Origin of the sequence: Sphingomonas sandaracina, assembly GCF_036663695.1 — a bacterium.
Classification (GTDB): domain Bacteria; phylum Pseudomonadota; class Alphaproteobacteria; order Sphingomonadales; family Sphingomonadaceae; genus Sphingomonas.
On the sequence record NZ_JAXOJK010000002.1, the window covers coordinates 233,009 to 251,491 of the forward strand.

Here is an 18,483-nt window from a genome sequence, read left to right on the forward strand (position 1 = left end):
GGAATAATAGCAATCTAAATCAAACCGATGTTTTGCGTCCCTCAGCCGCGACCGCGATAGGGCGCGATCCCCTGATCGGGCAGCCACAGGTCCTGCGGCGGTGCACTCGATTGCCAGAACACGTCGATCGGGATGCCGCCGCGCGGATACCAGTATCCGCCGATCCGCAGCCACACCGGCTCCATCTCGTCGAACAGGCGCTCGCCGATGCCGACGGTGCAATCCTCGTGGAACCCGGCATGGTTGCGAAAGCTGCTCAGGAACAGTTTGAGCGACTTGGATTCGACGATCGTGTCGCCCGGGACATAGTCGATGACGAGGTGCGCGAAGTCGGGCTGGCCGGTGACCGGGCACAGCGACGTGAACTCGGGCGCCGCGAACCGTACGAGATACGTCCGACCGGGCCGCGGGTTCGGAACATAATCGAGCACGGCCTCTTCTGGAGAGGCGGGGAGGGCGCTGTTCTGGCCGAGATGCAATGGGTTCTGGGGAGCGGTCATGTGCCGCCATGTAGGATGCGATTCGAATGCCGCAAAGTGGGTGAAGTTTTCCTCTGTCATGCCGGGCCCTTCGGCTGCGCTCAGGAGAGCCTCGTTCCGGCATCCACCCGTCGGCGGACTCCACGGGCGGCGAGCGCGCGGAACGGTGGACCCCGGAACGGGTCCGGGGTGACGGAGTGGGCGCTGATATGACGAAGACGAGACTCGTACCGATCCTCGGCGACCAGCTCACGATCGGCCTCGCTTCGTTGCGGGATTGCGATCCCGCGACCACGATCGTGCTGATGATGGAGGTCGCCGAGGAGACGACCTATGTCCGACACCACAAGCGCAAGATCGCCTATATCCTGTCGGCGATGCGGCATCACGTCGAGGCACTGCGCGAGGCCGGGTGGACGGTCGAATACACAAGGCTCGACGACCCCGACAATGCGGGCAGCTTCACCGGTGAGATCGCGCGCGGGGTCGAGCGGCATGATCCCGAACGGATCGTCGTCACGGAGGGCGGCGAGTGGCGCGTGATGGCGATGCTTGAAAGCTGGGAGACGCTGTTCGGCATCCCCGTCGAGATCCGCAGCGACGATCGCTTCCTAGCCAGCCATGCCGATTTCGAGACCTGGGCGGCGGAGCGGAAAACGCTGACGATGGAGTGGTTCTATCGGCAGATGCGGACCCGGACCGGGCTGTTGATGACCGCCGGCAAGCCCGAGGGCGACCGCTGGAACTTCGACAAGGAGAACCGCAAGCCCGCCAAGAACGACCTGCTGATGCCGCGGCCGCTGGTGTTCGCGCCGGATGCGATCACGCAGGACGTGCTGGCGCTGGTGGCCGAGCGGTTCGCGGATCATCCGGGGAGCCTGGATGGGTTCGACTATGCTGTGACCGCGAAGGATGCGGAGCGGCAGGCGGCGAATTTCTTCCGCCACGCGCTCCCGCAGTTCGGCGATTACGAGGACGCGATGCTCACCGGCGAGCGGCATCTGTGGCACTCGATCCTGTCGCCCTACATCAATTCGGGGCTGCTCGATCCGCTCGATCTTTGCCGTCGCGCGGAGGCGGAATATCGCGCCGGTCGTGCGCCGCTCAACGCGGTCGAGGGCTATATCCGCCAGATCATCGGCTGGCGCGAATATATGCGCGGGATCTACTGGCGCGAGGGACCGGATTACGTCGAGCGCAACTTCCTCGACCATCACCGCGAGCTGCCCGGCTGGTACTGGACCGGCGAGACCGACATGCACTGCTTGGCGCAGGCGATCGGCCAGACGCTGGAGACCGCACACGCGCATCACATCCAGCGGCTGATGGTGACGGGCAATTTCGCGCTGCTGATCGGCGCGGACCCGGCCAAGGTGCACCTCTGGTATCTGGAGGTCTATGTCGACGCTTATGAATGGGTCGAGTTGCCCAATACGCTGGGGATGAGCCAGTTCGGGGATGGCGGGCTGCTCGGGTCGAAACCCTATATCTCGTCGGGGGCGTATATCGACCGGATGTCCGATTATTGCGGACACTGCCGCTATAACGTGAAGCAGCGGATCGGGCCGGATGCGTGCCCGTTCAACGCGCTGTACTGGGATTTCCTCGCGCGGCACGAGGACAAGCTGGGGCGCAACAACCGGCTGGCGATGCCGTATCGCAACTGGGCGAAACAGTCCGACGCGGACCGCGAGGCGACGCGTGCGCAGGCGGCCGGGTTCCTCGCCTCCCTCGACGCGAGCGGCCCCGCTGGCTACTGACCGATCGAGCAGAAGGAGCCGCATATGGACGCGTTGGTAAGCACCGAATGGCTGGCGAACGAACTGGGCGCGAGTGATCTTCGGATCGTCGACGCGACCTACGCCGAGGGGCGCGATGCGGCGGCGGAGTATGAGGCGGCGCACATTCCCGGTGCGGTGTTCATGAACCTTGCCGAACTGCGCGATACCGACAGCGACCTGCCCAACACGCTGCCCTCGGCGGAGAAGTTCGCGAGCCGGATGCAGACGCTGGGCCTGGGCGATGGCATCCGCATCGTTCTGTACGACAGTTCGCCCTGGCACACGGCGGCGCGCGCGTGGTGGATGCTGCGGCTGTTCGGCGCGCACAACGTGGCGATCCTCGATGGCGGGTTTGCCAAGTGGCAGGCCGAGGGGCGTGAGATCGCGACGGGGAAAGAGACGCCGCGGCATCGGCACTTCACGACCTGGGCGGACCTTAAGGGCGTGCGCGATCTCGACCGGATGAAGGCGAACGTCGCAAGCGGCGCGGAGCAGGTGCTCGACGCGCGGTCCGCGACGCGCTTCACCGGCGCGGAGGAAGACCCGCGGCCGGGCACCGCGCCGGGGCATATTCCGGGCTCGAAGAACCTGCCGCAGGGCGCTGTGTTCAACGCGGACGGTACGTGGAAGACCGGTGACGCTCTGAAAGCCGAGTTCGACAAGGCTGGCGTCGACCTGTCGAAGCCGATTGTGATGACCTGCGGCTCGGGCATCACTGCCTCGGTGCTCGCATTCGGCGCCCATCTGCTCGGTAACGACGCGGCGCTGTACGACGGCAGCTGGTCCGAATGGGGCGGCGATCCCGAGACACCAAAGGCGACGGGAACGGCATGAGCAATATCGACAAGCCCGTCGGCGATGCGACCAAAGTCGTCCTCGCCGGTCGTCGCCCGGAGTGGACTCAAGGGATCGTCAGCCCGCCGGTCTGGCGCGCCTCGACTATCCTCTACGATTCGGTCGGTCATCTCCGCGAGAGCGCGACCCGCGATACGCATCACCGGCTGTTCTACGGCCGCAAGGGTACGCCGACGCAGTGGAGCCTCGCCGATGCTCTGACCTCGCTCGAGCCCGGCGCGGAGGGCACGTTCCTCTATTGCTCCGGCGTCGCGGCTATCGCTGCGGCGCTGCTGTCGGTACTGTCTCCGGGCGACGAACTGCTGCTGGTCGATAGCGCCTATGATCCGACGCGGGGCATGGCCGGCGGGCTGCTCAAGCGGTTCGGCATCACCACGCGCTACTACGACCCTATGGTCGGCGCCGGCATCGCCGACCTGATCGGCGAGAACACGCGGGCGATCTTCATGGAAAGCCCCGGTTCGCTGAGCTTCGAGGTGCAGGACGTCCCCGCGATCGTCGCCGCCGCCAAGGCGCGTGGCGTGACGACATTGCTCGACAACACCTGGGCCACCCCGCTGTTCTTCCCCGCGATCGAGCGCGGCGTGGACCTGACGATCCTCGCCGGCACCAAGTACGTCGTCGGCCATTCGGACGTCATGCTCGGCTCGGTCACCGCAGCCCCCGGCCACTTCAAGAAACTGCGCGAGACGAGTTTCCAGCTCGGCCAAGTCGCCAGCCCCGACGATTGCTGGCTCGGCAGCCGCGGCCTGCGCACGATGGCTGTTAGGCTGGCGCAACACCAGTCGAGCGCGCTGACGATCGCCAAGTGGCTCAATGGCCGCCCCGAGGTCGCACAGGTCCTCCACCCCGCACTCCCCGACTGCCCCGGCCACGACCTGTTCGTCCGCGACTTCAAGGGCTCCAGCGGCTTGTTCTCGTTCGTTCTCAACGGGGGAGACGAAGCCTCCCGCGCGGCGCTGATCGACACCCTCCAGCTGTTCGGCATCGGCTATAGCTGGGGTGGTTTCGAAAGCCTCGCCATCCCCGCCGACCCGCAGCGCCACCGCACCGTGACGAAGCGTGAGGCGGCGGGGCCGATGGTCCGCCTCCAGATCGGTCTCGAAGACCCCGCGGACCTGATCGCGGACTTGGAGGCGGGGTTGGCAGCGTTTCGAGCGCTGCGCGGCTGAAGATCTGCCGCGGCCGTCGATCCGCGGCCGAGGTTTCACCGCCGCGTCATCACGACGATAGGATCGCGCCGCTACCCTAGTCCTCGGCGTAGCGACGGGGCGAGTGATGACCGAGACACAGGGCGATCTGTTGGGCAGCGCCATCGTTCTGGTGAGTACGGCGGTGATGCTCTTCGCGGTACATCGGGCCAGTTCGTTGGAGGACACGCCGGACGTCCGCTGGGTCGTCGTCCTGAGCATCGTTCTGTCGATTACGGGCGTTGCCATCGTCATCGCGACATAGCCCGGTTGGCGTCATGCTTCCCTGGCGAGGGGAACGGAGCGAAGTTCGTTGCATCTAGGCGACTTCGGTGTGGCCCTCGCGCAACATGAGTCGTGTCAAACCCTGAGATCACGCAAGATTCGCTTGTGCGGCGCACCATGCGCTGTCACACATTCTTCACCGTACGAAAGACCGCACTCGGAGGCCCTGCCTCGATAGATGCGGCGTCGGCGGATGCAGGGCGGACATCGACTTCCAGTATCGAAAGGGAAACGATGCGCTTCACCACACTTCTTCTCGGCGGCATCGCATTGGCCGCCGCTACGCCCGCGTTCGCGCAGGATACCGCGCCTCCCAAGGAGGTTACGGTCACGGGGTCGGTCGGCCTCGTCAGCGACTATCGCTTCCGCGGCGTGTCACAGTCGGACGAGAACCTCGCCGTGCAGGGCGGCATCACGGTCGCGCACAAGAGCGGCGTGTATATCGGCACCTGGGCGTCGAACCTGTCCGGCTGGGGCACGTTCGGCGGCGCCAACATGGAGCTCGACCTGGTCGCAGGCTACAAAGTGCCGGTCGGCGGCGGCGCGCTGGACGTCGGTGCGACGTGGTACATGTATCCGGGCGGCTTCGATAACACCGACTTCATCGAACCCTATGCCAAGCTGTCGGGCACGGCCGGCCCGGTCGCGCTGCTGGCAGGGGTCGCCTATGCGCCCAAGCAGCAGGCGCTCGGACCCTGGTACACCAACGGTACGTCGGCCGCGAACGGGGTGTACGACCGCGTCAACGCCAAGGACGACAATCTGTACCTGTGGGGCGATGTGAGCAGCGGCATTCCCAACACCGGGCTGACCGTGAAGGCGCATGTCGGCCATTCGAACGGCAACAAGGGCCTCGGCCCCTTCGCGACCAGCGTGTCGCCGACCGGCGAATATTGGGACTGGCTGCTCGGCGCGGATTACGTGATCCCGACGACGCCGCTGACGCTGGGTGTCGCCTATGTCGACACCGACATCTCGAAGCGCGAATCGGCCTATCTCCAGCCGAGCTTCAGCCGTGGGCAGGACGGGACCGGTTCCATCGCTAACGGCAAGGTGCTGGTGTCGCTGACCGCGGCGTTCTGAGACTTTAAGAGCGACACGTTCCGGACGGGGTGTGGAACGTGTCGGCTTGCACACCAAAGCCTTGTTTCCCCGCGAAGGCGGGGACCCAGACTGGGCTCCCGCCTTCAGGGCCCCTTCAAAGTAGTACTTCGAAGGGAACCCTTCGCGGGAGAACAAGAGGCAGGAGATACCGCAACATCCACCCCGTCATCCTGGGCTTGACCCAGGATCCAGAGCCGCAGGCGTCGCGCTAATGGCTCTGGATCCTGACTTTCGTCAGGATGACGGGGTGGGGGCGGTGGGACGAGGCCCGATAATACGAAAAAGGGCGGCCCCGCGAGGAGCCGCCCTTTTTCGTACTTCGGTCAAAGACGGATCAGTTCGCCTTGGCGCGTGCGTCCTGGCCGTCGCCCTCGGGGGCGGCGACGATGTCGCGTGTCGTGGAGCCCTTGTCGACGACCGTGGTGTCCGGATCGCCCGCGCTCGAGCGGATGCCGGGATCGTCCGAGTCCGCGCCGGCATCGTTCAGCACGCCGGTTTCGGCAGGGCTGCGGGCCGCGGCGCCGCCGAACAGCGCGTCGAGCGTCTGCGCGTTGGCCGCGGTATCCTGCGGGCGGGCGGCGCCCGGCTGTGGCGGGACCAGCGCGAAGTCGGGCGGGATCACCAGCGGCGCCTGGCGCGCGACGGCGAACTCGTCGGGACGCGCGCGATCGAGGCTCTTGTTCGTCGCACAGCCGGACAGGAGGACGACGACGCTCGCCATACCGGCAGCCAGGGGCACAAACTTACGCATGGGAATTCTCCACAGGGGGCTTCTCGCGCACGAGTAGCGCCCGAACAAGCAGGACGAGCACGCCGACAGTAATCGCTGCATCGGCGACATTGAAGACCAAAAACGGACGCCACGCGCCGATATGCAGGTCGGCGAAATCGACGACGTAGCCGAGCCGGATCCGGTCGAGGATATTGCCGATCGCACCGCCGAGCACGAAGCCGAGCGCGACCTGATCGGCAGGGTTCTTCTCGCGCGTCATCCACACCGCGACGCCGATCGCGATCGTGCCGGTCAGCAGCACCAGCGCCCAGCGGGTCAGGTGCCCATCGGCGGGGAGCAGCCCGAGCGAGATGCCGATGTTCGGCACGAAGCGCAGGTCGAAGAACGACGTGATCGTCTGCGAGTCGCCGAGCGAGTCGATCCCGAGCGGCTTGGTCACCGCCCATTTGCTGAGCTGGTCGGCGAGGAAGAGGGCGATCGCCGCGCCGAACCCGGCTTTTGGCAGGTTACGCATGCGCCACCACCTCGTCGCAACGGTTGCAGAGCTCGCCATCGACCGTCACCTCGGGGAGGTGACGCCAGCAGCGGCCGCATTTGTGGAAGTCGGTGCGGGTCACGGTGACCGCGTCGCCCGACGTGACCTTCGCGACGATGAACGCTTCCGCCAGCGCGTCGGCATCGAGCAGCATTGCGGGGACGGTGATCTCGGCCTCGAGGCTGGAGCGCACCGTCTTCTCGCGGCGGAGCGGTTCGATCGCCTCGGTGACGGCGACGCGCAACTGGCGGATCTCATGCCACTTGCTGCCGACCACGTCGTTGACGTCGAGCGAAGGCAGCGAGGGCCATTCGAGGTAATGCACCGAGCTGTCCGCACTCGGGAAGCGCGACTGCCACACTTCCTCTGCGGTGAAGCACAGCACCGGTGCGGCATAGCGGACCAGCGCGTGGAACAGCACGTCGAGGACGGTACGGTACGACCGGCGCTTGATGTCGCTCGGCGCATCGCAATAGAGCGAGTCCTTGCGGATATCGAAAAAGAACGCCGACAGGTCCTCGTTCGCGAAGTCGGTCAGCAGGCGCGTGTAGCGGTTGAACTCGTAGGCTTCGGCCGCTTGGCGCAGTTCGGTGTCGATCATGCCGAGGCGGTGGAGCACGTAGCGTTCCAGCTCGGGCATGTCGGACACCGCGACGCGCTCCGAGTCGTCGAAGCCTTCGAGCGCGCCGAGCATGTAGCGGAACGTGTTGCGCAGCTTCCGATACGCGTCGGAGGCGGTGGCGAGCACTTCCTTGCCGATCTTCACGTCGTCGAAATAGTCGGTCGAGGCGACCCACATGCGCAGGATGTCAGCGCCGGACTCGCCGATGATCTTGAGCGGATCGACGACGTTGCCGAGCGACTTCGACATCTTCCGGCCCTGGCCGTCGAGCGCGAAGCCGTGCGTGAGGACCGCGTCATACGGTGCGCGACCGCGCGTGCCGCAGCTTTCGAGCAGCGACGACTGGAACCAGCCGCGATGCTGGTCCGAACCTTCGAGATACAGGTTTGCGCGGCTGCCTTCGCCGTAGCGTGCTTCGACGGTGAAGACGTGCGTGCAGCCGGAATCGAACCAGACGTCGAGGATGTCCTTCACGACCTCATAGTCGGCGAGGACGTAGTCGGGGCCTAGCAGCGCCTGGTGGCCGTCGGCGTACCATGCGTCCGCGCCGTTCTCGCGGAAGGCTTCGACGATGCGGGCGTTCACGGCGGGGTCGTTGAGGTACTGGCCGGTGGCGCGGTCGACGAACAGCGCGATCGGCACGCCCCAGGCACGCTGGCGCGAGATGACCCAGTCGGGGCGGCCCTGCACCATCGACGTGATCCGGTTTTCGGAGCGCGCGGGGATCCAGGTGGTGGCGGCGATCGCGTCGAGCGCGATTTCGCGGAGGGTGGCGCCGTTGCCGGGCTCCCTCTCCCCGTCGGGGAGAGGGCTGGGGTGAGGGGTTGTTCCGGGCGCAGCATTGCTGGGCTGCCCCTCACCCCGACCCTCTCCCCGGAGGGGAGAGGGAGCAGACGAAGAGTCCATCGGGATGAACCATTGCGGGGTCGCGCGGAAGATCACCTTGGCCTTCGAGCGCCACGAATGCGGGTAGCTGTGCTTGAAGTCGTCGCTCGCGGCCAGCAACGCGCCGGCCTCGCGCAGGTCGGTGCAGATCGGGCCGTCGGCGCTCACGAACTTCTTGTTGATGACGCTGCCCTGGCCGCCGAGCCATGCCCAGTCGGCACGGTACATCCCGGCGCCGTCGATCGCAAAGACCGGGTCGATGCCGTATTGCTTGCAGAGTTCGAAATCGTCCTCGCCGTGGTCCGGCGCCATGTGGACGAGCCCGGTGCCGGCGTCGGTCGTGACGAACGCGCCGGGGAGGAACGGGCGCGGCTTTGCGAAGAACCCGCCGAGCGCGTGCATCGGGTGACGCGCGGTGGCGTCGGCGAGTTGCTTGCCCGTGAAGACGGGCGTCTTGTCGTGGAACAGCACTGAAAGCCCAGAGCGCTCTTCAAAATTCCTGATCAAATGCCCCTGAAGGGATTCGATTTCGGATATTGCGATCAATACCTTCCGGGCGCGGACATGTTCGGGCCGTCCGACAACGGGCATAGGTCGTCCGTCAGATAGCAATGCCGCTTTTGTGCCATCAGAGAGTTCGCAGAGGGCATATCGGATCTCAGGCCCATAGCTCAGCGCCTGGTTCACCGGGATCGTCCACGGCGTCGTCGTCCAGATCACCGCATGCGCGCCGACCAGTTCGGGCGCATTCGGCGCAGAGTCGATCTCGAACGCGACGTCGATCTGCGTGGAGACGATGTCCTCATACTCGACCTCGGCCTCGGCGAGCGCGGTCTTCTCGACCGGCGACCACATCACCGGCTTCGCGCCGCGGTACAGCTGGCCGCTCTCGGCGAACTTCAGCAGTTCGCCGACGATGGTGGCTTCGGCGTCGTACTTCATCGTCAGATACGGATCGGCCCAGTCGCCCATCACGCCGAGCCGCTCGAACTCGGCCTTCTGCACGGCCACCCATTTCTCGGCATAGGCGCGGCATTCGGCGCGGAACTGGTCGACCGGCACGTCGTCCTTGTTGAGCTTCTTCGCGCGATACGCTTCCTCGACCTTCCACTCGATCGGCAGGCCGTGGCAGTCCCAGCCGGGGACGTACGGCGCGTCCTTGCCCATCAGCGACTGCGAGCGGACGATGATGTCCTTCAGGACCTTGTTCATCGCGTGGCCCATGTGGATGTCGCCGTTCGCATACGGCGGGCCGTCGTGCAGGATGAACCGCTCGCGCCCGAGCCGCTGTTCGCGCAACCGGTCGTAGATGCCGAGCTTGGCCCAGCGCTCCAAGATCGCCGGCTCCTTCGCGGCAAGGCCCGCCTTCATCGGGAAGTCGGTCTTCGGCAGGAAGACGGTGTCGCGGTAATCGCGGGCGGGCGCAGGAGTATCGGTCATAAGTGGGCCGGGCTGTAGCCGAGCGACGGGGGACACACAAACACTTCCCCTTCCTGCTCCCCTCCCTGGAAGGGAGGGGCCGGGGGTGGGTCGGCGTGGGGCAGGAGCTAGCGCTAGCCAACGGGCCGACCCACCCCCACCCCCTCCCTTTCAGGGAGGGGAGGCGCCAAGGATCGCGCGCGCTCTCTGACAGTCGGCGTCCATCTGGGTGATCAGCGCATTGAGGTTGGCGAACTTCGCCTCGGGGCGGAGATACTCGATCAGCGCAACCTCGATCCGCTGGCCGTACAGGTCTTCGCCGAAATCGAAGAAATGCGGCTCGAGCAGTTCCTTGGGCGGATCGAAGCTCGGGCGGATGCCGAGGTTCGCGGCGCCCTTGAGCACGCGACCGTCCTCCAGCCGCCCGGTCACCGCGTAGATCCCGTAGGCGGGGCGCAGGTAATTGCCCATGTCGACGTTGGCGGTCGGATAGCCGATCGTGCGGCCGACCTTGTCGCCGTGCTGGACGAAGCCCTGGATCGCGAACGGGCGCGTCAGCAGGCGGGTGGCGGTGGCCATGTCGCCGGCGCGGAGAGCTTCGCGGATGCGGGTGGACGAGACGGTCTCGCCCTCCAGCTCGATCGCGCCGACCGTCTCCGCACGGAAACCGTGGACCGCACCACGCGTGGCGAGCGTGCGGACGGTGCCCGCCTTGCCCTTGCCGAAGGTGAAATCCTCGCCGGTGACCACGCCCGCGACACGCAGGTTGCGCTCCAGGCACTCGGTGATGAAGCGCTCGGCGGTCAGCGCGGCGAGATCGCCGTCGAAATTGAACACGACCATCGCATCGGCACCGGCGTTCTTGAACAGCTGTTGCCGCTGGTCAAGCGTGGTGAGGCGGAAGGGGGCGGTGTCGGGGCGGAAGTGACGCACCGGATGCGGATCGAACGTCGCGACCAGCGCGGGGCGGCCCTCGGCCCGCGCCCAAGCGATGGCGCGCGCGACCACCGCCTGGTGGCCAAGGTGAAATCCGTCGAAATTCCCCAGCGCGACGATCCCGTTCGCCAGATACGAAGGGATGGAAGCGCCACCGTCGAGCCGTTGCATGCGCGGGTCAGTAACCAGCCGCCGCAAAAGGCGATAGTCCTTCCGTGCCGTGACCATGTTCATGGCCCTCTACCTTAGCTTGTTCTCCCGCGAAGGCGGGAGTCCAGTCTGGGCTCCCGCCTTCGCGGGAGAACAGTCTTCAGGGGCGGGTTAGCGTCACGAAACTATAGGCTGGGCGACCGTTTTCGGCCGGGTGGTCTTTGCGGGCGATCTCCTGCCAGCCGTCGAACGCGGGGACGGTCGCGTCGCCTTCGGGCTCGGCATGGACCTCGGTCAGTTCGATGCGATCCGCATGGGGGAGCAGTTGCGCATAGATCTGCGCGCCGCCGATGACCGCGACGTCGTCGCCTGCCATCGCCAGCGCGCCCGCAACGGAATGCGAGACCTCCGCGCCGTCCGCCGTCCAGTTGCCGCGGGTGAGGACGATGTGACGGCGACCGGGCAGCGGGCTCGGGAAGCTCTCGAAGGTCTTGCGGCCCATCACCATCGGCTTGCCCATCGTCAGCGCCTTGAAGCGTTTGAGGTCGGCGGGGATGCGCCACGGGAGCTGGCCGTCGCGGCCGATGACGCCGTTGGTGGCGCGGGCGAGGTAGAAGGTGATCATGCGGCGGTCATGCCGGAATGGGGGGCGGGGGGCTACTCCTCGCTGTACGTTGGGCACGCTACCTCCCGAAGGAACCACCCCGGCGAAGGCCGGGGTCCAATTGGGAAACGTTGCTGACGGGCGCTGCGCTCCGTTACGCCGACCTTTCCAATTGGGCCCCGGCCTTCGCCGGGGTGGTAATTAAGGCCGCCGCCTCACCCCGCCGCATGCTCCTTCACATACGCCTCGGGATCCTTGTCAACGACCTTCACCCCGTTCAGGTGGTTCGCCTCGAACGCCGCGAACCGTACGCCCAGTTCGTGCCGCTCCTCCAGCGTCGCATGCTTGCGGAAGTCGGTCAGGCCCTGGCGTTCTTCCTCGGCGAGGTGATCGCTGTTCGCCTTGTTGCATTCGCCGACCGCTGCGAACCACGCATCCGAACCGACCGGGTGCGTGTCGACCGCTTCGCCCGTATCGCGGATGTCGTTGTGATCCTCGATCGCGTCCTCGGTCTCCTCGGCAGCCGATTCGGCATCGTTGCCGCCAGTGCCGATCTTCATCAGCCGCGGATAGAAGAAGCGCTCCTCGGCCTCGGCATGCGCGTCGAGCAGGTTCTTGAGGCGCGTCCACAGCGCCGACAGCGCCTCGGTGTCCTCCGCGTCGATCGAATCGATCTGCGCGAACAGCGCGCGCTGCTGCGCGTGTTCGTCGAGAATGAGCTGCGTGATGTCCATGATGGCCTTCCGAATATGTTCGGACGGTCAACCGCGGGCGCCTCGACGGGTTCCTATTGCGATTGGATCGCTGTCAGACCGCGACGGGCGCCTTGATATGCGCCTGCGCGACGTAATCGTGGAGGACGAAATCCTCATATTCGTACGCGTCGATCGAGTCCGGTTTGCGTACGATCTCGAGCCGCGGCAGTGGGCCCGGTGAGCGCGTCAGTTGCAGTCGCACCTGCTCCAGATGATTCGAATAGAGGTGGCAATCGCCGCCGGTCCAGATGAACTCACCGACCTCCAGCCCGCATTGCTGCGCGAGGATGTGCGTCAGCAGCGCGTAGCTGGCGATGTTGAACGGCACGCCAAGGAAGATGTCGCCGGAGCGCTGATAGAGCTGCAGCGACAGCTTGCCGTTCGCGACGTGCGTCTGGAACAGGCAGTGGCACGGGGCGAGCGCCATCGCGTGCAGGTCGCCCGGGTTCCACGCGCTGACGATCTGGCGGCGCGAGGCGGGGTTGGTCCTGATCTGTGCGATCAGCTCGACGATCTGGTCGATATGACGGCCATCGGCGGCGACCCAGTCGCGCCATTGCTTGCCGTAGACCGGGCCGAGATCGCCCGCCTCGTCCGCCCATTCGTCCCAGATCGCGACTTTGCGCTCCTGCAACCAGCGGACGTTGGTGTCGCCGCGCAGGAACCACAACAGCTCGACGATGATCGAGCGGAGGTGGAGCTTCTTGGTGGTGAGCACGGGGAAGCCCTGCGCAAGATCGAAGCGCATCTGCGCGCCGAACACGCTGAGCGTGCCGGTGCCGGTGCGGTCCATCGTCTCGACGCCGGTCGAGAGCACGCGGTCCATAAGGTCTAGATATTGGCGCATCGGGTTTGCGTAGCGATGCGCGGGCGGCGGCTCAAGCGGATGTAGTTGCGCGTGCGGTCGCCGGTGCTGTGGGGCAGGCGGGTATGTGCCGCCGTCGCCAGTGCCTTCCCCTCGTATCGCCGGCCTTACCGCGGCGCGTGCGCTGTTCGCGGGTTTGCGCGAGGCGGCCTTCGAGACGGTGGCGGTGGCGTATCTTGATCCGAATCGGAGGCTTCTCGGGATGCGGCAGGTCGTTGGCGGGCGGGATCACGTGGTGCTCTCGATACGCACGGTCGCGGTGGATGCGCTGGCGTTCGGCGCGGTCGGTGTGGTGATGGCGCACAACCATCCGAGCGGGGATGCGACGCCGAGTTTGCGGGACGTGGCGTTCACGCGGGCGCTTGCGGCAGGGTTGCGGACGTTGGACGTGGCGCTGCTGGACCATCTGGTCGTGGCGGGCGACCAGGTGACGAGCCTGCGCGCGATGGGCGTGGTGTAAACGTTATCCGTCATCCTGACGAAAGTCAGGATCCAGAGTAACGGGCGTTGCGGGTTTTGGCCCTGGTTCCTGACTTTCGTCAGGATGACGGGAAGAGGTGGGATAACGGGCGGCTCAGGCGGGCGGCGACCGCCTTACTTCAGCCGGCACCCGCGGATCGCCTCCGGAGCCGGTCGCGGCCCAGTCGCTCGGAACGTCGCGATGTAGCCGCCGGCCGAGGGCATGTCGTCGGTATCCACCTGCGTATAGCCCACCGCCGCGAACTCGCACTTGAGCAATGCCGGCGGCGTGCCGTGGTTCTGCGTTGGGCGGTTCGCGTCGACCACCACGACCAGTCCGTCGGGCTTCAGCGACGGCCGCAACCGCCACAGAAACTCGTAGGGCTGTTCGATCTCGTGATACATGTGCACCATCAGCACCCGGTCGAAGCTCGCCTCGGGCAGCTTCGGATCGTTCGCCTCGCCGAGCTTCACGCTGACGTTCGCCAGGTCCTCGCGCGCGACACGTTCCGCGAGCTGGTCGCGCACTGCCGGGATGATGTCCTCCGCGAGCACGCGTCCGTCCTTGCCGACGCGCGCCGCGAGACGGATCGTGTAATAGCCTTCGCCCGCGCCGATGTCCGCGACCGTCATGCCCTTGCGGATACCGCCCTTGTTCATGACCTCGCCGGCTTCGTTGAGCCGATCGCGCGCTTCTTCGTTCGACCAGCGCATCGAGACTATCGACGCGACCGGACGGTCGGCGGCGGGGAACACCGGCTCCTTGGCCTCGCGCTTGATCAGCGGCTTGCTGCCGTCGCACGCGGCCAGCAGGAACACCGGCGACAGCATCAGGGCAAAGGCACCCTTGAGCTTCAATCGACGTCCTCCACCTCGACGGCCTCGCCGGTCACGCGCTGCGACAGCGCCGCCGCCATGAACATCTCGAGATCGCCGTCGAGCACGTCGGACGGGCTGGTCGACACCACACCGGTGCGGAGGTCCTTCACCATCTGGTACGGCTGGAGCACGTAGCTGCGGATCTGGTGACCCCAGCCGATGTCGGTCTTGCCGGCATTCTCCGCGTTCGCCGCAGTCTCGCGGATCGCCAGTTCGCGCTCGTACAGGCGCGCGCGAAGCTGGTTGTACGCCTCGGCCTTGTTCTTGTGCTGCGAGCGCTGGTTCTGGCACTGCACGACGATACCGGTCGGGATGTGCGTGATGCGCACTGCCGAATCGGTCGTGTTGATGTGCTGACCGCCGGCGCCTGACGCGCGGTAGGTGTCGATGCGCAGGTCGCTCTCGTTATATTCGACCTCGATATTGTCGTCGACGACCGGATAGACCCAGACGCTCGCGAACGACGTGTGGCGCCGCGCCGCCGAGTCGTAGGGGCTGATGCGGACGAGCCGGTGAACACCGCTCTCGGTCTTGGCATAGCCATAGGCATTCTCGCCCTTCAGCAGCAGCGTCGCGGACTTGATCCCGGCCTGCTCGCCCGAATGCTGGTCGACCAGCTCGACCTTCAGCCCGTGGCGCTCGCCCCAGCGCGAATACATCCGGCTGAGCATGCCTGCCCAGTCCTGGCTCTCGGTCCCGCCGGCGCCGGCGTTGACCTCGATATAAGTGTCGTTGCCGTCGGCTTCGCCCGCGAGCAGCGCCTTGATCTTGTCCTTGTCGGCGCGCGCGGCGAGTTCGGCGAGCGACGCAACGCCGTCCGCCTCCATCTCGGTATCGCCCTCGGCCTCGGCCATCTCGATCAGCTCGGCGGTGTCCGACAATTCGCTCTGGATCGCACGCGTCGCGCTGATCGCCTCGTCGAGACGACGACGCTCGCGCATCACCTCCTGCGCGGCCTTTGGATCGGACCAGAGCGCCTGATCCTCGACGCGCGCGTTCAGCTCGTCGAGACGACGCAGCGCGCGGTCCCAGTCGAGGAAGCGGCGCAGCAGTGCCAGCGCGTCGTTGATGGTGTCTACGTGAGCCTGCGCTTCGGCGCGCATGGGTATTCTCCAAAAATTCCGCCGCCCCGGCGGAAGCCGGGGAAAATTCCGTCAGCCCGGCGGAGGCCGGGATCGCCGTCCCGATCGAACGGGTCGGGTCTCCGGCGGGCGCCGGGATGACGTCTCTATATACCTGCGCTAGTAGATTCCGCCTTGTCTTTGCAAGAAATCGCTGTCGCGCGGTGCTTCGGCCTTCTTCGCGGCGGTGGTGGTCGTAACGGCAACCGGGGCAGGGCCGGAGCGGCGCGCGGCACGGCGCGGTTCGCTTTCGGGCTTGAACGCTTCCCAGATCACCGCGGGCTTGGGATCGTCGGTGTTCGGCCAGGTGCCATAGACCGGGCGCCCGCTCGCACGATCGATCCGCACCATGCGGATCCCCGCCGGCGCGCGGAACGGCAGCTTGGGCAGGCCTTCGTACGCCTTCACCGCAAACTGCTTGAAGATCGGCGCGGCGAGCGTGCCGCCCTGCGCGGCACCGCCCAAATTCCGCGGCGTATCGAAGCCGATATACAGGCCACCGACGAACTGCGGCGTCCCCCCGATAAACCACACGTCGGTCGGGCCGTTGTTGGTACCGGTCTTGCCGAACATCGGCCGGTCGAGATCGCGGAGCGTCACCGCGGTGCCGCGCTGGACGACGCCTTCGGTGATATGGACCATCTGGTACGCCGTCATCGCGTTCAGCACTTGGCGCTGGCGCGTGATCGGGCGGGGCATCGGCTTGCCATCCCAGTCGGGCGCGTTGCAGCGATCGCAGGGGCGCCAGTTCTCGGGCCAGATCACCTTGCCGTGGCGGTCCTGGACGAAGTCGATCAGCGACGGCGGGCCACCCTTGCCGTTGTTGGCGAGGATCGAATACGCGTTGACCATCCGCCCGACGGTCGTCTCGCCGGCCCCGAGCGCGAACGAGAGATACGGTGAATAGTCGCCGACGCCCATCTTCTTGATGGTCGCGACGACCTTCGGCATGCCCGTTTGCGCAGCGGTCCGCACGGTCATCAGGTTGCGCGACTGCTCGATGCCCCAGCGCATCGTGTGCGGCCCGGCGCCGCGCGAATTGCCGAAGTTGCGAAAGCATTTCTGCCCCAGCCGTGCGCCCTGATAGACGCAGAACGGGCCGTCGACGATGATCGAGGCGGGCGTCATGCCGTTGTCGAGCGCGGCGGAATAGACGATCGGCTTGATGGTCGAGCCCGGCTGGCGCATCGCCTGAGTGGCACGATTGAAGGCCTGCAACCGATCGTCGAAGCCGCCCTGCATCGCCAGCACGCGGCCCGATGCCGGCTCCTCGACGACGAACGCGCCTGAAACCTTGGGGACTGCCCTTAGCGCGAACTCGCCCCCTTCCGGCGCCACCGCGATGATGTCGCCGACCTCGATCGCGCCGAACGCGTTGCCGCCCTTGCCGCGCACCGGCATCTGCGCCGCATAGCGCGGCAGCGTGCCGGTCTTGCCGGTGCGGAAGCCGAGGCTCCAGGCATTGCCGTCCTTGCCCGTCACGATCGCCGCGACCCAGTTTTCGTAATCGAGCGCGATATTGCTGTTGAGCAGCGGCTGCAGCCAGTTGTCGTCCTCGATCTCGACATGGCGAATGGGCCCATTCCAGCCGCGCCCGCGATCGAACCGGACCAGGCCGTCGCGCAACGCCTTCTGCGCCAGGTCTTGCAACCGGTTGTCGAACGAGGTCCGCACCCAAAGGCCACCCGAATAAACGCTGTACGGACCATCCTTCGCGTTCTCGCCGAACTTCGCCATCAGCTGACGCCGGACTTCCTCGACGAAATAGCCACCGACGCTTTCGAACTTCGGTGTCCTGCGCATCACTGCGCCCAGTGGCTCGGCATTCGCCTGGTCGTGCTGCGCGCGGGTGATGAAGCCGTTGTCGAGCATCCGGTTCAGCACGTAATTGCGCCGGATCATCGCACGTTCGGTGTTGCGGACCGGATCGTAGTTCGACGGACCCTTGGGCAGGATCGCGAGATACGCCATCTGCGCGAGATCGAGCTGGTCGAGCTCCTTGTCGAAATAGGCGTGGCTCGCCGCCTCGACGCCGAACGCGTTACGCCCGAGCGCGATCTGGTTGAGGTACAGTTCGAGAATCTGCTCCTTGGTCAGCGTATCCTCGATCTTGTAGGCCAACACCGCCTCGCGCAGCTTGCGCGACGGCGAATAGGCGTTGCCGATCAAAAGGTTCTTGGCGACCTGCTGCGTGATCGTCGAGCCGCCCTTGGCGCGCTTGCCGCTGCCGATCTTGGTCGCATAGTCGAACACCGCGCCGGCGAGGCCGGGAAAATCGACGCCGTGATGTTCGAAGAACGACTTGTCCTCGGCAGCGAGGAAGGCCTTCACCAGCAGCGGCGGATATTCGGCATAGCTGAGCTCGACGCGGCGTTCGCGCGCGTAGCTGTGGATCGGCGCGCCATCGATCCCACGGACGTTGGTCGGCAGCGGCGGCTCGTAGGTGCGCAGCGTATCGACCGAGGGCAGGTCGCGCATGACCGCGAACCAGAACGCGAAGATCGCGATGGCACCGACCACCGCGAGCGCCAGCGCTGCCTTGGTCCAGCGACTCGCCCGGACACGCGCGAGAGCGCCGCGTAGCCGGTCGGAGGTGCGGCCTGTCGCCGTCGTCGGGTTGGGGGAGGGATCGGACGCCATGATTACTGCCGGAGCGTCTAGCAGGTTCGCGAGCGCTTGCCAGCCTTCGGTAGATTGGGGGCGGGGTGGGTGTGCTTGAAGCCTTCGCCAGCGATGCGTCATCCTGGATTTGTTCGACGCTTACCCCGTTCGAACGAAATACCCCCCCCGGCGAAGGCCGGGGCCCAATTGGAAAGGTCGCAGTAA

General features: G+C 66.2%; 17 protein-coding genes. 6 read left to right on the forward strand and 11 right to left on the reverse strand.

The features are described 5' to 3' along the window. Positions 1 to 41 precede the first annotated feature (41 nt). Entirely contained in the window at positions 42 to 500 is a 459-nt protein-coding gene (gene queF / locus U1707_RS06405; protein WP_332799265.1) for a preQ(1) synthase, read from the reverse strand. A gap of 188 nt (positions 501 to 688) precedes the next feature. Here queF and U1707_RS06410 point away from each other — a divergent pair, with 188 nt between their 5' ends. The 5 genes from U1707_RS06410 (at position 689) to U1707_RS06430 (ending at position 5,673) form a co-directional block, all read left to right on the forward strand. Further along, entirely contained in the window at positions 689 to 2,239 is a 1,551-nt protein-coding gene (locus U1707_RS06410) for a cryptochrome/photolyase family protein (RefSeq protein WP_332799266.1), read from the forward strand. Between the two features lie 24 nt (positions 2,240 to 2,263). Beyond that, on the forward strand, positions 2,264 to 3,094 hold the full coding sequence (locus tag U1707_RS06415; RefSeq protein ID WP_332799267.1) for a sulfurtransferase: 831 nt from the start codon (positions 2,264 to 2,266) through the stop codon (positions 3,092 to 3,094). Then, positions 3,091 to 4,287 carry a cystathionine beta-lyase gene (metC, locus tag U1707_RS06420; RefSeq protein ID WP_332799268.1) on the forward strand — a complete coding sequence of 399 codons (1,197 nt, stop codon included), beginning with the start codon at positions 3,091 to 3,093 and terminating at the stop codon, positions 4,285 to 4,287. Before U1707_RS06415 ends, metC begins: the two co-directional genes overlap by 4 nt. Before the next feature lie 106 nt (positions 4,288 to 4,393). Further along, positions 4,394 to 4,570 (forward strand): hypothetical protein, encoded by a 177-nt coding sequence (locus tag U1707_RS06425; RefSeq protein WP_332799269.1) that lies wholly within the window; start codon positions 4,394 to 4,396, stop codon positions 4,568 to 4,570. 254 nt (positions 4,571 to 4,824) lie between these two features. Then, the gene (locus U1707_RS06430; RefSeq protein WP_332799270.1) at positions 4,825 to 5,673 is read left to right on the forward strand and encodes a TorF family putative porin; all 849 of its coding nucleotides are present in this window, start codon (positions 4,825 to 4,827) and stop codon (positions 5,671 to 5,673) included. Positions 5,674 to 6,028: 355 nt separating this feature from the next. Here U1707_RS06430 and U1707_RS06435 read toward each other — a convergent pair whose 3' ends face one another. The 7 genes from U1707_RS06435 to U1707_RS06465 form a co-directional block, all read right to left on the reverse strand. Next, on the reverse strand, positions 6,029 to 6,445 hold the full coding sequence (locus U1707_RS06435) for a DUF3035 domain-containing protein (RefSeq protein WP_332799271.1): 417 nt from the start codon (positions 6,443 to 6,445) through the stop codon (positions 6,029 to 6,031). Next, the gene (gene lspA / locus U1707_RS06440; RefSeq protein WP_332799272.1) at positions 6,438 to 6,941 is read right to left on the reverse strand and encodes a signal peptidase II; all 504 of its coding nucleotides are present in this window, start codon (positions 6,939 to 6,941) and stop codon (positions 6,438 to 6,440) included. Before lspA ends, U1707_RS06435 begins: the two co-directional genes overlap by 8 nt. Then, positions 6,934 to 9,909, reverse strand: coding sequence for an isoleucine--tRNA ligase (gene ileS, locus U1707_RS06445; RefSeq protein WP_332799273.1), 2,976 nt, complete (start codon positions 9,907 to 9,909; stop codon positions 6,934 to 6,936). Before ileS ends, lspA begins: the two co-directional genes overlap by 8 nt. 150 nt (positions 9,910 to 10,059) lie before the next feature. Further along, a complete protein-coding gene (locus U1707_RS06450) occupies positions 10,060 to 10,995 on the reverse strand; it encodes a bifunctional riboflavin kinase/FAD synthetase (RefSeq protein ID WP_332799781.1) in 936 nt (311 codons plus the stop codon). A gap of 139 nt (positions 10,996 to 11,134) precedes the next feature. Continuing rightward, the gene (locus tag U1707_RS06455) at positions 11,135 to 11,599 is read right to left on the reverse strand and encodes a dihydrofolate reductase (protein WP_332799274.1); all 465 of its coding nucleotides are present in this window, start codon (positions 11,597 to 11,599) and stop codon (positions 11,135 to 11,137) included. 194 nt (positions 11,600 to 11,793) lie between these two features. Next, on the reverse strand, positions 11,794 to 12,312 hold the full coding sequence (locus U1707_RS06460) for a hemerythrin domain-containing protein (RefSeq protein ID WP_332799275.1): 519 nt from the start codon (positions 12,310 to 12,312) through the stop codon (positions 11,794 to 11,796). A gap of 73 nt (positions 12,313 to 12,385) precedes the next feature. After that, a complete protein-coding gene (locus tag U1707_RS06465) occupies positions 12,386 to 13,180 on the reverse strand; it encodes a thymidylate synthase (RefSeq protein WP_332799276.1) in 795 nt (264 codons plus the stop codon). Between the two features lie 85 nt (positions 13,181 to 13,265). Here U1707_RS06465 and U1707_RS06470 point away from each other — a divergent pair, with 85 nt between their 5' ends. Beyond that, complete coding sequence (locus tag U1707_RS06470) at positions 13,266 to 13,658, forward strand: JAB domain-containing protein (RefSeq protein WP_332799277.1); 393 nt, start codon at positions 13,266 to 13,268, stop codon at positions 13,656 to 13,658. 134 nt (positions 13,659 to 13,792) lie between these two features. On the opposite strand, the gene U1707_RS06475 is transcribed toward U1707_RS06470, so the two are convergent. The 3 genes from U1707_RS06475 to U1707_RS06485 form a co-directional block, all read right to left on the reverse strand. Further along, positions 13,793 to 14,488 (reverse strand): class I SAM-dependent methyltransferase, encoded by a 696-nt coding sequence (locus U1707_RS06475; RefSeq protein ID WP_332799782.1) that lies wholly within the window; start codon positions 14,486 to 14,488, stop codon positions 13,793 to 13,795. Between the two features lie 23 nt (positions 14,489 to 14,511). Further along, positions 14,512 to 15,639, reverse strand: a complete 1,128-nt coding sequence (prfB, locus tag U1707_RS06480) for a peptide chain release factor 2 (protein WP_332799278.1) — start codon at positions 15,637 to 15,639, stop codon at positions 14,512 to 14,514. Positions 15,640 to 15,777: 138 nt separating this feature from the next. Beyond that, positions 15,778 to 18,297 (reverse strand): penicillin-binding protein 1A, encoded by a 2,520-nt coding sequence (locus U1707_RS06485; RefSeq protein WP_332799279.1) that lies wholly within the window; start codon positions 18,295 to 18,297, stop codon positions 15,778 to 15,780. Between the last annotated feature and the right edge of the window lie 186 nt (positions 18,298 to 18,483).

Excerpts from the sequence above, each read along its gene's own strand:
- U1707_RS06475 (WP_332799782.1), bottom strand. The coding sequence starts at position 14,488 with ATGCTGTCGCCGGTGTTCCTGCTGGCCGCGTGCGACGGCAGCAAGCCG.
- U1707_RS06410 (WP_332799266.1), top strand. The coding sequence starts at position 689 with ATGACGAAGACGAGACTCGTACCGATCCTCGGCGACCAGCTCACGATC.
- U1707_RS06430 (WP_332799270.1), top strand. The coding sequence starts at position 4,825 with ATGCGCTTCACCACACTTCTTCTCGGCGGCATCGCATTGGCCGCCGCT.
- U1707_RS06450 (WP_332799781.1), bottom strand. The coding sequence starts at position 10,995 with ATGCAACGGCTCGACGGTGGCGCTTCCATCCCTTCGTATCTGGCGAAC.
- queF (WP_332799265.1), bottom strand. The coding sequence starts at position 500 with ATGACCGCTCCCCAGAACCCATTGCATCTCGGCCAGAACAGCGCCCTC.
- U1707_RS06455 (WP_332799274.1), bottom strand. The coding sequence starts at position 11,599 with ATGATCACCTTCTACCTCGCCCGCGCCACCAACGGCGTCATCGGCCGC.
- U1707_RS06465 (WP_332799276.1), bottom strand. The coding sequence starts at position 13,180 with ATGCGCCAATATCTAGACCTTATGGACCGCGTGCTCTCGACCGGCGTC.
- prfB (WP_332799278.1), bottom strand. The coding sequence starts at position 15,639 with ATGCGCGCCGAAGCGCAGGCTCACGTAGACACCATCAACGACGCGCTG.
- U1707_RS06415 (WP_332799267.1), top strand. The coding sequence starts at position 2,264 with ATGGACGCGTTGGTAAGCACCGAATGGCTGGCGAACGAACTGGGCGCG.
- ileS (WP_332799273.1), bottom strand. The coding sequence starts at position 9,909 with ATGACCGATACTCCTGCGCCCGCCCGCGATTACCGCGACACCGTCTTC.
- U1707_RS06460 (WP_332799275.1), bottom strand. The coding sequence starts at position 12,312 with ATGGACATCACGCAGCTCATTCTCGACGAACACGCGCAGCAGCGCGCG.
- lspA (WP_332799272.1), bottom strand. The coding sequence starts at position 6,941 with ATGCGTAACCTGCCAAAAGCCGGGTTCGGCGCGGCGATCGCCCTCTTC.
- U1707_RS06485 (WP_332799279.1), bottom strand. The coding sequence starts at position 18,297 with ATGGCGTCCGATCCCTCCCCCAACCCGACGACGGCGACAGGCCGCACC.
- metC (WP_332799268.1), top strand. The coding sequence starts at position 3,091 with ATGAGCAATATCGACAAGCCCGTCGGCGATGCGACCAAAGTCGTCCTC.
- U1707_RS06435 (WP_332799271.1), bottom strand. The coding sequence starts at position 6,445 with ATGCGTAAGTTTGTGCCCCTGGCTGCCGGTATGGCGAGCGTCGTCGTC.
- U1707_RS06425 (WP_332799269.1), top strand. The coding sequence starts at position 4,394 with ATGACCGAGACACAGGGCGATCTGTTGGGCAGCGCCATCGTTCTGGTG.